Here is a 14,199-nt window from a genome sequence, read left to right on the forward strand (position 1 = left end):
GCCTGCCCGATCCTACGGATCAGAAGGTTGCAGGTTCGAATCCTGCCGAGCGCACAGTAGTGAAAGCCCCGCCCGGGTCGACCGGGCGGGGCTTTTTCGTGTCGTGGGTCGGGTGGCGGGGATTGGCTGGCGGTGGGGGTGGGCTTGTCTGTTCGGTGGTGTGCGAGGGCGCCCTGTCGGGAGCCGCGTGGTCGACGGCGTGCGGAGGGTGGCTGCGGGGGCGTCGTGGATGTAGAGCACGGTCGTGGCGGGCAGGAGTGCGCGTCGGCCCCACGGGGAGGTGCGGGGTAGGGGCAGGGGAAACGATTAGGTGTTGGTGCGGGAGTCGCGTAGGGTTTGGTTTGTCGACGCGGGGTGGAGCAGCTCGGTAGCTCGCTGGGCTCATAACCCAGAGGTCGCAGGTTCAAATCCTGTCCCCGCTACTGATGTCGCAGGCCCGGTGGAAATTCTTCCACCGGGCCTGCGGCTTCTGTCGGGCGTCAGAGGTGGACCGGTGGGGGTGGGGCTGTGTAGTGGGCGGCCGGGCCGGTGGGGGGAGGGGACGGCTGAGGCAGGTCGGGGTGCAGGAGGAGGTTGTCGTCGTAGTCGCCGCCGTTTTGGTGGCGGAAGGGGAGCGGGTCGGTGGTGGGGAGGGTGCGCAGGCGCTCGCGCAGGCGGGTGGCGGCGGTGGCGTAGGCGGTCGGGGTGGTGCGGTCCGCGGCGGGGATCAGAAGGGGCGGGGCGACGGACATCCCGGTGTACCAGAGGGTGCCGTGCTGGAGGGGGAAGAGGAGGTCGTTGAGGTCTCCGTTGACGCCGCGGGGGCCGAGGGTGGCGGCGCGGGCGCCGGCGGTGGTGACGACCAGGGCGCGCTTGCCGGTGAGTTTGCCGTCGCCGTAGCGCAGGGGGCGGCCGGTGGCGGGGTCGGTGAGGCCGAAGGCGAAGCCCTTGACGAAGACACGGTCGAACCAGCCCTTGAGGATGGCGGGCATCCCGTACCACCAGAGGGGGAACTGGACGATCAAGGTGTCGGCCCAGGTGAGTTTTTCCTGTTCGGCGCGGATGTCGGGGGCCAAGTGGCCGTTTGTGTAGGCGCGTTGGGAGGCCTCGCCGACATGGAGGCGGTCGGCCGGGTCGTGGTCGTAGTCGGCGGCGTCGAGCACCGGGTTCCACTTCATGGCGTACAGGTCGGAGACGCGGTGCTGGTGGCCGTGGGCGTCGAGGGTGCGCAGGCCCTCGGTCATGAGGGCGCCGCTCAGTGAGCGCTGGTCGGGGTGGGCGAACAGCCAGAGGACCTTCATGTCGTCCACTCTCCGGGTCCGGCAGGGGGCGAACGAGTGGCCCGATGGTCAATGTGTGCCAGGATCGGGCCATGGGCGGTGTGGAGGAGAGCGGCGGTCGGGGGCCGGGCGTCCCGGAGGGCGGGCGGCGGCACCGGGTGGCGGTGCTGGTGCGGGACGGGATGCTGCCCATGGAGGTGGGCATCGTGCACCGGATCTTCGGGGAGGCGCGGTCGGCGGACGGGGAGCGGCTGTATGAGCTGGTGACCTGTGCGCTGCGGCCGGGTGAGGTGCTGACGGACACGGATTTCACGGTGCATGTGGCCTATGGGCCGGAGGCGCTGGCGACGGCCGACACCGTGGTCGTACCGGCATCCGGGGCGGACTACGACCGCAGTGCGGGGTGTGGTGCCGGGCGGCTGAGTGCGGAGTTGGCTCAGGCGCTGGGGCGGATCCGGCCCGGCACCCGGATCGCGTCGATCTGTACGGGGGCGTTCGTGCTGGCCGCGGCCGGTTTGCTGGACGGGCGGCGGGCGACCACGCACTGGCGGTCGGTGGACGATTTCCGTCGGCTGTTTCCCTCGGTCGAGCTGGATGCGGACGTGCTGTACACGGACTGCGGCGAGGTGCTGACCGCGGCCGGCGTCGCTTCCGGGATCGATCTGTGTCTGCACATGGTCCGGTGTGATCACGGGGCGGCGGTGGCCAACGAGGTGGCGCGGCGGACCGTCGTGCCGCCGCACCGGGAGGGCGGCCAGGCGCAGTACATCCAGCGGCCGGTGCCGGAGCCGCAGCTGTCCTCCACGGGCGCGGCGCGGGCCTGGGCGCTGGACCATCTGGACCGGCCGCTGAGTCTGCGGGAGCTGGCGGCGCGGGAGTCGATGAGCGTACGGACCTTCACCCGGCGCTTCCGGGAGGAGGCCGGGGTCTCGCCGCTCCAGTGGCTGACGCAGCAACGGGTCGAGCGTGCCCGGCAGTTGCTGGAGGAGACGGAACTGAGTGTGGACCGGATCGCGGCCGAGGCGGGCTTCGGGACGGCGGCCTCGCTCCGGCAGCATCTGCAGTCGGCGGTGGGGGTCTCGCCGCGGGCCTATCGGAGTACCTTCCGGGGGCCGCCGGAGAACAGGGGCGGGCCGAACGGCGGCGGGGGCTGAGGGCGGCCGCGTTGTCAGTGGGTGGTCGTACGCTGGCGATGTGTGGCGATGTACGGGACCGCGCTGGTCAGGCGGCGGGCCGGAGCCGGAGGGGCGGTTCGGCCAGCGGCTCGGTTGGTACTGCGCCGAGCGCGGTGAGGAGCGGACGAGCCTGCTCCCCGCGGGCAGGACGCTCGCCTTCGCCGCGCAGGGGGAGCGGCGCTGTCTGGGGGTGCGGCGGTCCGGCCGCTGGATCGTGTGCCCGTACGACGCGGTGCTCGACGGTGCGGGCGCCAAGGACCAGTGCGCGCGCTGCGTCCAGCTGGACCGGTCGCGTTCGGTGGCCGCGGACACCATGGCCGACGATCCGCGTCCGTACGGCGTCTATCTCGCGTACTTCGGGCCCGGCCTGCTGAAGGTGGGGATCACGGCTGCCGAGCGGGGGGCGGCCCGGCTGGTGGAGCAGGGCGCGGTGGCGTACGCACGGCTGGGGCGCGGGCCCTTGATGGCGGCGCGGCGGGCGGAGGCGGTGCTGGGGAGCGCGCTGGCGGTGCCCGACAGGTTCACGAAGTCGGCGAAGCGGGCGGCGCGCGGGGCGCTGCCCCCGGTGGCGGACCGGGTGGCCGAGCTTGCCCGACTGCACGCCAGGGCACAGGAGCCGGCGCTCTGGCCGGAGACGCTGGAGCCGGTGGAGTTCGCGTGTACGGACCATACGGAGCTGTTCGGGCTCGATCGGATTCCGGGTGAGGTGGCGGAGCTGGGCGGGATGACGGCGGGGGCGGAAGTGGTGGCGGAGGTGCTGGCCGGGGTGGGGGCGGATGTGTATCTGCGGTTGGCGGGGGAGTGGGGGCGGGGGCAGGGAGAGGGGCCGGGGCAGGGCGTCGGTGGGGTTGGTGGGGTGGTTGCGGTGATGGATGCGCGGGTGTTGTCGGGGTGGGTGTTGGGGGCGGCTGGGGGGCGGGTGACGACGGTTCCGGTGCGGGCCGCGGTGGCTGGGGTGGGGGAGCGGGAGGGGGGTGGGCAGGAGGGGTTGTTCTGAGCGGGGGCCGGGTGGGGGCCCGGCGGGGAGTGTTGGCCGGGGGTGGAAAGTGGCTGATGGGGGTTGTTCCGGGGGCTGGTGGGGGCGTTAGATGCATGGTGCAGGTAGCTGGTGCATGGTGCAGGTAGCCCGTGCCGGGCGGGGTCCGTAGGGGCGCAAACGTAAGGGGAGGGGCCCGGCGTGGCGGACGGTGATGAGCGGGTCGGCGCATTCTGGCGGGAGTTGGGGCTGCCGGGGCTGATCGATGTGCACACGCACTTCATGCCCGAGCGGGTGATGGCGAAGGTCTGGGCGTACTTCGACGCGGCCGGTCCGCTGGTGGGCAAGGCATGGCCGATCGCCTACCGGTTCGAGGAGGACGAGCGGCTGGCGGTGCTGCGCGGCTTCGGGGTACGGGCCTTCACCTCGATGATCTATCCGCACAAGCCGGGGATGGCGCAGTGGCTCAACGGCTGGGCGGCCGGCTTCGCGGCCCGTACGCCCGGCTGTCTGCGGACCGCGACGTTCTTTCCGGAGGACGGTGCCGCCCGGTACGTATGCGACGAAATCGCGGGCGGGGCACGGGTCTTCAAGGCGCATGTGCAGGTGGGCGGGTACGACCCGGCCGATGCGCAGCTCGAACCGGTGTGGGGTGCGCTTGCGGAGGCAGGCGTGCCGGTGGTCATCCACTGCGGCTCGGGACCGGCTCCCGGTAAGCACACCGGGCCCGCCCCGATCGCGCGGCTGCTGGCCCGCCATCCCCGGCTGCGGTTGATCATCGCCCACATGGGGATGCCGGAGTACGCCGACTTCCTGGACCTCGCACAGCGCTATCCCGGTGTGCACCTCGATACGACGATGGCCTTCACCGACTTCTCCGAGCGGGCCGCGCCGTTCCCACGGGAGGAGCGCGCTCGGCTGAAGGACCTCGGCGAACGGGTGCTGTTCGGCAGCGACTTCCCCAACATCCCCTACGGATACGCGCATGCGCTGGAGGCACTCACCCGGCTGGAGCTGGGCGAGGAGTGGCTGCGGGGGGTCTGTTACGGGAACGCGGCGCGGTTGTTCGGCGTGTGAGCGGGGCGGGTCGGGACGGCGAGCGGTGGGGTGCGTGCCGGGGCTGCCGGGCGTGCCGGGGCGGGGTCAGGGCGTGAGCGGGGTGGCGGCGGCCGCGGCCAGGTGAGCCATGGCCACGCCCAGATCGGCGAGGGTCTCCTCGTCCGCCACGCGTTCGGTGGCCGGGTCGATCTTCGGGCCGATGGCGGGGATTTCACGGCACGCGGCAGTCACGACCTCGCCGGTCATCATGCGCAGGGTCTCGCGGAGCTGGGCGTTGGCGTGGTCGCCGCCGGTGGGGAACGGTGACGCGGTGACCACCGCGACGGGCTTGTTGACGCATTCGCCGCTGCTGACCAACCAGTCGAGCGCGTTCTTGAGGACGCCGGGGACACCGTGTGCGTACTCGGGGCTGACGAGGAGCAGGGCGTCGGCGGCGGCGACCGCGGTGCGCAGGGCGGCGACGGGGGCGGGGGGCGTGACGTCCTCGCCGTCCAGGTCGGGATTGAAGTGCGGGAGCGCGCCGATGTCCGCGAGGGCGGTCGGGCCGTCCCAGAGGGCGAGGGCGGAGCGCAGCACCGCGCCGTTGGAGGAGCGTGCCCGCAGACTGCCGGAGAGGGCGAGGAGTCTCATGGTGTGACGGTACGCGGCACTCGGGAGGGGGAGCGGGCAGGGGACGGGCGGACGGGACGGCGGGGGGACGGGGCCACGGGACCAGCGAGGGGACGGGGCCACGGGACCGGCGACGGGACGGGCTGTGTGGGGTGTTGCGGTGGGGGTCCGTGGTGGTGTCGGCGGCGTCTGCGGGCACGCTCCTCCAACGGCGCGGTGCTGCGCTCCGCCCTCGCCCTCTGGGACGGCCCGACCGCCCTCGCGGACATCGGCGCGCTCCCGCACTTCAATCCCGACCTGGACGGCGAGGACGTCACGCCCCCCGCCCCCGTCGCCGCCCTGCGCACCGCGGTCGCCGCCGCCGACGCCCTGCTCCTCGTCAGCCCCGAGTACGCACACGGTGTCCCCGGCGTCCTCAAGAACGCGCTCGACTGGTTGGTCAGCAGCGGCGAATGCGTCAACAAGCCCGTCGCGGTGGTCACCGCGTCACCGTTCCCCACCGGCGGCGACCACGCCAACGCCCAGCTCCGCGAGACCCTGCGCATGATGACCGGCGAGGTCGTGACTGCCGCGTGCCGTGAAATCCCCGCCATCGGCCCGAAGATCGACCCGGCCACCGAACGCGTGGCGGACGAGGAGACCCTCGCCGATCTGGGCGTGGCCATGGCTCACCTGGCCGCGGCCGCCGCCACCCCGCTCACGCCCTGACCCCGCCCCGGCACGCCCGGCAGCCCCGGCACGCACCCCACCGCTCGCCGTCCCGACCCGCCCCGCTCACACGCCGAACAACCGCGCCGCGTTCCCGTAACAGACCCCCCGCAGCCACTCCTCGCCCAGCTCCAGCCGGGTGAGTGCCTCCAGCGCATGCGCGTATCCGTAGGGGATGTTGGGGAAGTCGCTGCCGAACAGCACCCGTTCGCCGAGGTCCTTCAGCCGAGCGCGCTCCTCCCGTGGGAACGGCGCGGCCCGCTCGGAGAAGTCGGTGAAGGCCATCGTCGTATCGAGGTGCACACCGGGATAGCGCTGTGCGAGGTCCAGGAAGTCGGCGTACTCCGGCATCCCCATGTGGGCGATGATCAACCGCAGCCGGGGATGGCGGGCCAGCAGCCGCGCGATCGGGGCGGGCCCGGTGTGCTTACCGGGAGCCGGTCCCGAGCCGCAGTGGATGACCACCGGCACGCCTGCCTCCGCAAGCGCACCCCACACCGGTTCGAGCTGCGCATCGGCCGGGTCGTACCCGCCCACCTGCACATGCGCCTTGAAGACCCGTGCCCCGCCCGCGATTTCGTCGCATACGTACCGGGCGGCACCGTCCTCCGGAAAGAACGTCGCGGTCCGCAGACAGCCGGGCGTACGGGCCGCGAAGCCGGCCGCCCAGCCGTTGAGCCACTGCGCCATCCCCGGCTTGTGCGGATAGATCATCGAGGTGAAGGCCCGTACCCCGAAGCCGCGCAGCACCGCCAGCCGCTCGTCCTCCTCGAACCGGTAGGCGATCGGCCATGCCTTGCCCACCAGCGGACCGGCCGCGTCGAAGTACGCCCAGACCTTCGCCATCACCCGCTCGGGCATGAAGTGCGTGTGCACATCGATCAGCCCCGGCAGCCCCAACTCCCGCCAGAATGCGCCGACCCGCTCATCACCGTCCGCCACGCCGGGCCCCTCCCCTTACGTTTGCGCCCCTACGGACCCCGCCCGGCACGGGCTACCTGCACCATGCACCAGCTACCTGCACCATGCATCTAACGCCCCCACCAGCCCCCGGAACAACCCCCATCAGCCACTTTCCACCCCCGGCCAACACTCCCCGCCGGGCCCCACCCGGCCCCCGCTCAGAACAACCCCTCCTGCCCACCCCCCTCCCGCTCCCCCACCCCAGCCACCGCGGCCCGCACCGGAACCGTCGTCACCCGCCCCCCAGCCGCCCCCAACACCCACCCCGACAACACCCGCGCATCCATCACCGCAACCACCCCACCAACCCCACCGACGCCCTGCCCCGGCCCCTCTCCCTGCCCCCGCCCCCACTCCCCCGCCAACCGCAGATACACATCCGCCCCCACCCCGGCCAGCACCTCCGCCACCACTTCCGCCCCCGCCGTCATCCCGCCCAGCTCCGCCACCTCACCCGGAATCCGATCGAGCCCGAACAGCTCCGTATGGTCCGTACACGCGAACTCCACCGGCTCCAGCGTCTCCGGCCAGAGCGCCGGCTCCTGTGCCCTGGCGTGCAGTCGGGCAAGCTCGGCCACCCGGTCCGCCACCGGGGGCAGCGCCCCGCGCGCCGCCCGCTTCGCCGACTTCGTGAACCTGTCGGGCACCGCCAGCGCGCTCCCCAGCACCGCCTCCGCCCGCCGCGCCGCCATCAAGGGCCCGCGCCCCAGCCGTGCGTACGCCACCGCGCCCTGCTCCACCAGCCGGGCCGCCCCCCGCTCGGCAGCCGTGATCCCCACCTTCAGCAGGCCGGGCCCGAAGTACGCGAGATAGACGCCGTACGGACGCGGATCGTCGGCCATGGTGTCCGCGGCCACCGAACGCGACCGGTCCAGCTGGACGCAGCGCGCGCACTGGTCCTTGGCGCCCGCACCGTCGAGCACCGCGTCGTACGGGCACACGATCCAGCGGCCGGACCGCCGCACCCCCAGACAGCGCCGCTCCCCCTGCGCGGCGAAGGCGAGCGTCCTGCCCGCGGGGAGCAGGCTCGTCCGCTCCTCACCGCGCTCGGCGCAGTACCAACCGAGCCGCTGGCCGAACCGCCCCTCCGGCTCCGGCCCGCCGCCTGACCAGCGCGGTCCCGTACATCGCCACACATCGCCAGCGTACGACCACCCACTGACAACGCGGCCGCCCTCAGCCCCCGCCGCCGTTCGGCCCGCCCCTGTTCTCCGGCGGCCCCCGGAAGGTACTCCGATAGGCCCGCGGCGAGACCCCCACCGCCGACTGCAGATGCTGCCGGAGCGAGGCCGCCGTCCCGAAGCCCGCCTCGGCCGCGATCCGGTCCACACTCAGTTCCGTCTCCTCCAGCAACTGCCGGGCACGCTCGACCCGTTGCTGCGTCAGCCACTGGAGCGGCGAGACCCCGGCCTCCTCCCGGAAGCGCCGGGTGAAGGTCCGTACGCTCATCGACTCCCGCGCCGCCAGCTCCCGCAGACTCAGCGGCCGGTCCAGATGGTCCAGCGCCCAGGCCCGCGCCGCGCCCGTGGAGGACAGCTGCGGCTCCGGCACCGGCCGCTGGATGTACTGCGCCTGGCCGCCCTCCCGGTGCGGCGGCACGACGGTCCGCCGCGCCACCTCGTTGGCCACCGCCGCCCCGTGATCACACCGGACCATGTGCAGACACAGATCGATCCCGGAAGCGACGCCGGCCGCGGTCAGCACCTCGCCGCAGTCCGTGTACAGCACGTCCGCATCCAGCTCGACCGAGGGAAACAGCCGACGGAAATCGTCCACCGACCGCCAGTGCGTGGTCGCCCGCCGCCCGTCCAGCAAACCGGCCGCGGCCAGCACGAACGCCCCCGTACAGATCGACGCGATCCGGGTGCCGGGCCGGATCCGCCCCAGCGCCTGAGCCAACTCCGCACTCAGCCGCCCGGCACCACACCCCGCACTGCGGTCGTAGTCCGCCCCGGATGCCGGTACGACCACGGTGTCGGCCGTCGCCAGCGCCTCCGGCCCATAGGCCACATGCACCGTGAAATCCGTGTCCGTCAGCACCTCACCCGGCCGCAGCGCACAGGTCACCAGCTCATACAGCCGCTCCCCGTCCGCCGACCGCGCCTCCCCGAAGATCCGGTGCACGATGCCCACCTCCATGGGCAGCATCCCGTCCCGCACCAGCACCGCCACCCGGTGCCGCCGCCCGCCCTCCGGGACGCCCGGCCCCCGACCGCCGCTCTCCTCCACACCGCCCATGGCCCGATCCTGGCACACATTGACCATCGGGCCACTCGTTCGCCCCCTGCCGGACCCGGAGAGTGGACGACATGAAGGTCCTCTGGCTGTTCGCCCACCCCGACCAGCGCTCACTGAGCGGCGCCCTCATGACCGAGGGCCTGCGCACCCTCGACGCCCACGGCCACCAGCACCGCGTCTCCGACCTGTACGCCATGAAGTGGAACCCGGTGCTCGACGCCGCCGACTACGACCACGACCCGGCCGACCGCCTCCATGTCGGCGAGGCCTCCCAACGCGCCTACACAAACGGCCACTTGGCCCCCGACATCCGCGCCGAACAGGAAAAACTCACCTGGGCCGACACCTTGATCGTCCAGTTCCCCCTCTGGTGGTACGGGATGCCCGCCATCCTCAAGGGCTGGTTCGACCGTGTCTTCGTCAAGGGCTTCGCCTTCGGCCTCACCGACCCCGCCACCGGCCGCCCCCTGCGCTACGGCGACGGCAAACTCACCGGCAAGCGCGCCCTGGTCGTCACCACCGCCGGCGCCCGCGCCGCCACCCTCGGCCCCCGCGGCGTCAACGGAGACCTCAACGACCTCCTCTTCCCCCTCCAGCACGGCACCCTCTGGTACACCGGGATGTCCGTCGCCCCGCCCCTTCTGATCCCCGCCGCGGACCGCACCACCCCGACCGCCTACGCCACCGCCGCCACCCGCCTGCGCGAGCGCCTGCGCACCCTCCCCACCACCGACCCGCTCCCCTTCCGCCACCAAAACGGCGGCGACTACGACGACAACCTCCTCCTGCACCCCGACCTGCCTCAGCCGTCCCCTCCCCCCACCGGCCCGGCCGCCCACTACACAGCCCCACCCCCACCGGTCCACCTCTGACGCCCGACAGAAGCCGCAGGCCCGGTGGAAGAATTTCCACCGGGCCTGCGACATCAGTAGCGGGGACAGGATTTGAACCTGCGACCTCTGGGTTATGAGCCCAGCGAGCTACCGAGCTGCTCCACCCCGCGTCGACAAACCAAACCCTACGCGACTCCCGCACCAACACCTAATCGTTTCCCCTGCCCCTACCCCGCACCTCCCCGTGGGGCCGACGCGCACTCCTGCCCGCCACGACCGTGCTCTACATCCACGACGCCCCCGCAGCCACCCTCCGCACGCCGTCGACCACGCGGCTCCCGACAGGGCGCCCTCGCACACCACCGAACAGACAAGCCCACCCCCACCGCCAGCCAATCCCCGCCACCCGACCCACGACACGAAAAAGCCCCGCCCGGTCGACCCGGGCGGGGCTTTCACTACTGTGCGCTCGGCAGGATTCGAACCTGCAACCTTCTGATCCGTAGGATCGGGCAGGCTGTTGGGCGGGGCCGACGCCTCCCTACCGGCTGATCGCCGATGATCGAGATCAACGGTCTCTGTGTGCCGTCGTTGCCGTCAGGGTTGCCGTCAGCGCTGCCGGACGGTGGCACCGACCAGCCCAACCCACCCACTCCTTCCAGTTCTCAGAAGCCTGGGCTCACCCAGTGGGCCATGACTCCGGTGCGTCCGTCGCCACCGCTGCTGACGGCAGCGACGGCGGCGGCGGGCCCTTGGCGGTGCGCGTAGAGTGCCACTTGGTCTTGGGCGGCGAAGGTGTGTAGGAGCGTCTGCCCGAAGGTGTTCTGGAAGCCGAAACCCGCGGCCGATTGAATACCGGACACCGCTTCGCTGCCATCGATGATCACGCCGTTTTTGTACAGCGCTGTGCGGATCAGCACCACCGCGCCGTTCGAGGGCAGAGAGAAGCTTCCGTGGGCGTGGTAGGCGATCTCCCATACCCCGGCGTAGGGAATGGTGAGTGTCGGGGCCTCGGAGATCTGCTCCCAGGCGCCGTCAGCGCCGGTGAGGCTGTGGCTGAAGGCGAGTGGACCAGTCTGGACCCAGGAGCCGCCCTGCTGGGGGGCCGCAGCGTTAGAGGTGGTCATGGCTGTCAAGCTAGCTCTGGCACCCATAGCCTCGGGGCGGAGCGCTCACCCCTAATGGCCGTAAATTCACGTTTACGTAAGAGCTGGCCAACCCGGCTCGGCATGGAGCGGCGGGGCGAGTCCGAAGACATGACGCGAACTGCGTTCATCTGTGTGAGTGACTGGCAAATGTCGCTTTGCCACATGCACCACCACACACGACCGGCGAGGTGCAGGCGGTGCCCCAGGGGTGTGCCGGCGGGCGCGGTGCAGCCGCCGAACAGCAGCATCTCGCCCTCGCCTTCTGTGTTGCGCCGTACCGCGCGGGCGACGCCCTGATGGGGCGTCGCCCTCTTGTGCTCGGCGGGGCGCTGGTCAGCAGTTGACCCACTTGTTGGACTCGATGTACATGGCCGCGCTTTGGGACCCCTTGGATCCCCTCACGTCGACTCCGCTGCTTCCGCTGTAGTTCTTGCCTGAGTACCACCGGAAGTCGCAGGAAGCGCCGTGGTTGTACCACGACTTGAAGTTCTGGAAGACCGAGTAGACGGTCAGGTCCGGGTTGTTCTTTTTGACCTGCTGCCGGTGGCCGGTGTAGTTCTCCCCGGACCAGACGCAGTAGTAGCCCGACGGGCAGTCCGACGCCGCCGACGGAGAGTTCTGTGCCGCGCTGGCTGCACTCGCGCTTCCCAGCAGGCTGCCGGTGAGCACGATGCCGCCGGCGATGGCTGTGAGCTTCCTGTTCATACGCATTCTTTTACCCCCTTCAAGGCACTTGTGTGTTCTTTGCGGATGTCGCCTGACAAGTGCTGAAAGAAGACTGTCCCGGGCCGGGCAACCCTGGCAACGTCTTCCCAGAGAGGTGGGAAGACGGAGGAGAGAAGGCCCCGCCATGCTTCGGATCCACTTCACCAGCGACGATCTGGCGCGCATCCGGATGGTCCCGACGCCCGACCCGCTGTGGGAGGTGCTGCTCAGCTCATACCGGCTGCGGCATCCGAGCGGGGCGGTGTACTTCGGTGACTGGCGGCGGACGGTCACGACGCGCCTGGCGCCTTCGGCGCATCTGCTGGCCGCTCTCGCTCCCCCGACCGGATACGCCGTCGACTTCCTGACCCCGGCGGGCGCGGGCCCGTCGCTGGCGGCGGGCATGGAGACCCTGCGACGGACGCCGCGTACGCGATTACGCAACGACCTGCAGGAGTTGCACGACCGCCACCCCGGACGCCCACTGCCCGCCTGGACGCGCGGTTTGGCGGAGGGCGCCCCGGGAGCGGTGTCAGCGGTGTCCGACGCGGTCACCGCGTACTTCGCGGCCGCGTTGGAGCCGGTCTGGCCGCAGGTGCGGCGGCAGGTGGAGCGTGATCGTGAGTGGCGGACCCGCGACATCGACGCGACCGGGTGGGAAGGGGTGCTCGCCGCCCTGCATCCGTCCGCGACTTGGCACTATCCAGTACTCGAACTCGCCTTTCCCGCCGACCATGACGTCCACCTCGACGGCCGGGGCCTGACGCTGCAGCCGTCGTTCTTCTGCTGGGGCGCTCCCACGACGTTTCTGGACACGGGGCTGCCGCCCGTCCTGGTGTATCCGGTCGAACGCAGCCTCGACTGGTTGGCGTCGCCGCACACGCCCCGGCAACAGGCCGTGGCCGCGCTGTTGGGGAAGACGCGAGCGCGCGTCCTGGAAGTCGTCGCGACGGCAGCGTGCACCACGACTCAGCTCGCCGAACGCGCGCACGTCCCCATCCAGACGGCCAGCCACCAGGCAGCGGTGCTGCGCGAGGCGAACCTGATCCGCAGCCGGCGTCACCGCAACACCGTGATCCATACGGTCACGGCCCTGGGGATGGCGTTGCTCCACGATGAGTGCGGTCCGCCGCCCTTCTTGATGCCGTGATCCCGAGGCCCGGACGCCACCGCGCGGCAGGCCCCAGCGCAGCGCGAAGGCGGACGTGCCGGTGCTTGATTTTGTCGGGGTGAACGGGAGCCACTGCATCGGCGGGATCGGGAGCCACTTTTGCTCCGTCCGTGGCGGCGGCCGTCGGCCTGGTCGAGAATGATCGGGCAGGTCGTGGCCCCGAGCCACCGAAAGAGTCGGACGACTTCCTGCCGCTGCCCGCGCTCTGCCTCAAAGCCCTCCGGATGCGACGCGCTCAGCAGACCGGGGACCGGAAAGCAGCCGGTGATCTCTGGCGGGACAGTCACGGGCTGGTCTTCACGACGAAATACGGCACGCCGATCGAGCCGGGGAACCTCACCCGGATGTTCGCTCTCCGTGCCCGCCGCGCCGGCCTCCGGGTCATGCCGCTGCGGAACACCCGGCACACCTGCAGCTCGCTCCTCGTCGCCCTCGGCGTCCACCCCAAGGTGGCTCAGCGCATCCTGCGCCACTCCCAGATCGCGATGACGATGCGCCCCTCGGCGGCGGCCGATGAGGGTCTGTCTGCTCACCGCCGACCCCGGCCATCCGCTGCTGGCCGCCGTCACCGCGCTGCTGGCCCCGGAGCACGAGGTCGTCTCCCTGGACCCGGGCAGTGCCACCGCCGGCCCCGGCCTCTTCCCGCTCGCCGACGTCTATCTGCTCAAGGCGCGGACCCCGCGGGCGCTGGCGCTCGCCGCCTTCCTGGAGGAGCACGGCGCCCCGGTGCTCAACTCCGCGGCGGCCACCGCGCGCTGCCAGGACCGCGTCGCGATGGCCGACGTGGCGCGCGCGGCCGGGCTGCCGTTCGCCGCCACCACCGCGTTGACCACGGTCGGCCGGCTGGCGGCGGCCGGCGAACCGGCCACTCCGCTGGTGCTCAAGAGCCGGTTCAGCCGGCGCCACGACCTGGTGGCCCGTGCCGACAGCGCCGCCCGGCTGCGGGAGTTGGCCGCGGACTGGGCGACCGAGCCGGTGGTCGTCCAGGAGTTCACCGCGAACAGCGGCTGGGACCACAAGCTGTGGGTGGTCGACGGCCGGCTCTTCGCCGGGCTGCGCCGCTCGGAGCTGGCCCCGGGCGGCCGCGGACCGACCCGGTCGCTGCCGGCCGGCGAACTGCCCGCGAGCTGGCGGGACGCCGCGCTGCGGGCCGGCGAGGTCTTCGGCCTGGAGGTCTACGGCGTGGACGTCCTCGACGCCGGCGGCGGCGCGCCGCTGCTCGTGGACATCAATGCCTTCCCCGGCATCCGCGGCCAGGCCGGCGCCCCGGAGGCGCTCGCGGAACTCGCCCTGCGGACGGCGGCGAACGGCCGGACGCCCGCCACAGGCGAAACAAAGCTGCCAGAAGTCAGCCA

At 71.9% G+C, this 14,199-nt stretch carries 14 protein-coding genes, 2 tRNA genes and 1 pseudogene; 9 read left to right on the top strand and 8 right to left on the bottom strand.

Translation table 11 applies throughout. From position 1 onward, the window contains the following. Positions 1–348 precede the first annotated feature (348 nt). Positions 349–422, top strand: a tRNA-Met gene (locus BKA18_RS19305). Positions 423–479: 57 nt separating this feature from the next. Here BKA18_RS19305 and BKA18_RS19310 read toward each other — a convergent pair. Continuing rightward, a complete protein-coding gene (locus BKA18_RS19310) occupies positions 480–1,280 on the bottom strand; it encodes an NAD(P)H-dependent oxidoreductase (RefSeq protein WP_366044000.1) in 801 nt (266 codons plus the stop codon). Between the two features lie 71 nt (positions 1,281–1,351). Between BKA18_RS19310 and BKA18_RS19315 the strand changes: the two genes are divergently transcribed. The 3 genes from BKA18_RS19315 (at position 1,352) to BKA18_RS19325 (ending at position 4,487) form a co-directional block, all read left to right on the top strand. Next, positions 1,352–2,413, top strand: coding sequence for a GlxA family transcriptional regulator (locus BKA18_RS19315; RefSeq protein ID WP_366044001.1), 1,062 nt, complete (start codon positions 1,352–1,354; stop codon positions 2,411–2,413). A gap of 40 nt (positions 2,414–2,453) precedes the next feature. Continuing rightward, positions 2,454–3,431, top strand: coding sequence for a DUF2797 domain-containing protein (locus tag BKA18_RS19320; protein WP_366044002.1), 978 nt, complete (start codon positions 2,454–2,456; stop codon positions 3,429–3,431). Between the two features lie 180 nt (positions 3,432–3,611). After that, entirely contained in the window at positions 3,612–4,487 is an 876-nt protein-coding gene (locus BKA18_RS19325) for an amidohydrolase family protein (RefSeq protein WP_366044003.1), read from the top strand. A 66-nt stretch (positions 4,488–4,553) separates the two neighbouring features. On the opposite strand, the gene BKA18_RS19330 is transcribed toward BKA18_RS19325, so the two are convergent. After that, positions 4,554–5,099 carry an NADPH-dependent FMN reductase gene (locus BKA18_RS19330; protein WP_366044004.1) on the bottom strand — a complete coding sequence of 182 codons (546 nt, stop codon included), beginning with the start codon at positions 5,097–5,099 and terminating at the stop codon, positions 4,554–4,556. A 195-nt stretch (positions 5,100–5,294) separates the two neighbouring features. On the opposite strand from BKA18_RS19330, the gene BKA18_RS19335 reads away from it, so the two are divergent. Beyond that, positions 5,295–5,786: an NADPH-dependent FMN reductase gene (locus tag BKA18_RS19335; protein WP_429638353.1), complete on the top strand. Its 492-nt coding sequence runs from the start codon at positions 5,295–5,297 to the stop codon at positions 5,784–5,786. 66 nt (positions 5,787–5,852) lie between these two features. On the opposite strand, the gene BKA18_RS19340 is transcribed toward BKA18_RS19335, so the two are convergent. From BKA18_RS19340 to BKA18_RS19350, 3 genes are all read right to left on the bottom strand, one after another. After that, complete coding sequence (locus BKA18_RS19340; protein ID WP_366044003.1) at positions 5,853–6,728, bottom strand: amidohydrolase family protein; 876 nt, start codon at positions 6,726–6,728, stop codon at positions 5,853–5,855. A 179-nt stretch (positions 6,729–6,907) separates the two neighbouring features. Continuing rightward, a complete protein-coding gene (locus BKA18_RS19345; protein ID WP_366044002.1) occupies positions 6,908–7,885 on the bottom strand; it encodes a DUF2797 domain-containing protein in 978 nt (325 codons plus the stop codon). A 40-nt stretch (positions 7,886–7,925) separates the two neighbouring features. Further along, positions 7,926–8,987: a GlxA family transcriptional regulator gene (locus BKA18_RS19350; protein ID WP_366044001.1), complete on the bottom strand. Its 1,062-nt coding sequence runs from the start codon at positions 8,985–8,987 to the stop codon at positions 7,926–7,928. A 71-nt stretch (positions 8,988–9,058) separates the two neighbouring features. Between BKA18_RS19350 and BKA18_RS19355 the strand changes: the two genes are divergently transcribed. After that, the gene (locus BKA18_RS19355; protein WP_366044000.1) at positions 9,059–9,859 is read left to right on the top strand and encodes an NAD(P)H-dependent oxidoreductase; all 801 of its coding nucleotides are present in this window, start codon (positions 9,059–9,061) and stop codon (positions 9,857–9,859) included. Positions 9,860–9,916: 57 nt separating this feature from the next. On the opposite strand, the gene BKA18_RS19360 is transcribed toward BKA18_RS19355, so the two are convergent. The 3 genes from BKA18_RS19360 to BKA18_RS19370 all read right to left on the bottom strand — a co-directional run bounded on the left by BKA18_RS19360 (position 9,917) and on the right by BKA18_RS19370 (position 11,673). After that, positions 9,917–9,990, bottom strand: a tRNA-Met gene (locus tag BKA18_RS19360). Positions 9,991–10,485: 495 nt separating this feature from the next. Beyond that, complete coding sequence (locus BKA18_RS19365; protein ID WP_366043999.1) at positions 10,486–10,947, bottom strand: hypothetical protein; 462 nt, start codon at positions 10,945–10,947, stop codon at positions 10,486–10,488. Positions 10,948–11,301: 354 nt separating this feature from the next. Next, entirely contained in the window at positions 11,302–11,673 is a 372-nt protein-coding gene (locus BKA18_RS19370) for a peptidase inhibitor family I36 protein (protein ID WP_366043998.1), read from the bottom strand. A 145-nt stretch (positions 11,674–11,818) separates the two neighbouring features. Here BKA18_RS19370 and BKA18_RS19375 point away from each other — a divergent pair, with 145 nt between their 5' ends. From BKA18_RS19375 to BKA18_RS19385, 3 genes and pseudogenes are all read left to right on the top strand, one after another. Further along, positions 11,819–12,823, top strand: coding sequence for an ArsR/SmtB family transcription factor (locus BKA18_RS19375; RefSeq protein WP_366043997.1), 1,005 nt, complete (start codon positions 11,819–11,821; stop codon positions 12,821–12,823). A 191-nt stretch (positions 12,824–13,014) separates the two neighbouring features. Then, a pseudogene (locus tag BKA18_RS19380) lies at positions 13,015–13,362 on the top strand (tyrosine-type recombinase/integrase); the annotation flags it as partial. Continuing rightward, positions 13,358–14,199 (top strand): ATP-grasp domain-containing protein (locus BKA18_RS19385; protein ID WP_429638354.1); only part of this gene is annotated, 842 nt, incomplete at its 3' end. The pseudogene BKA18_RS19380 and the gene BKA18_RS19385, both read left to right, overlap by 5 nt.

This window comes from Streptomyces auratus, from assembly GCF_050433025.1.
GTDB classification, from domain to species: Bacteria; Actinomycetota; Actinomycetes; order Streptomycetales; family Streptomycetaceae; genus Streptomyces; species Streptomyces sioyaensis.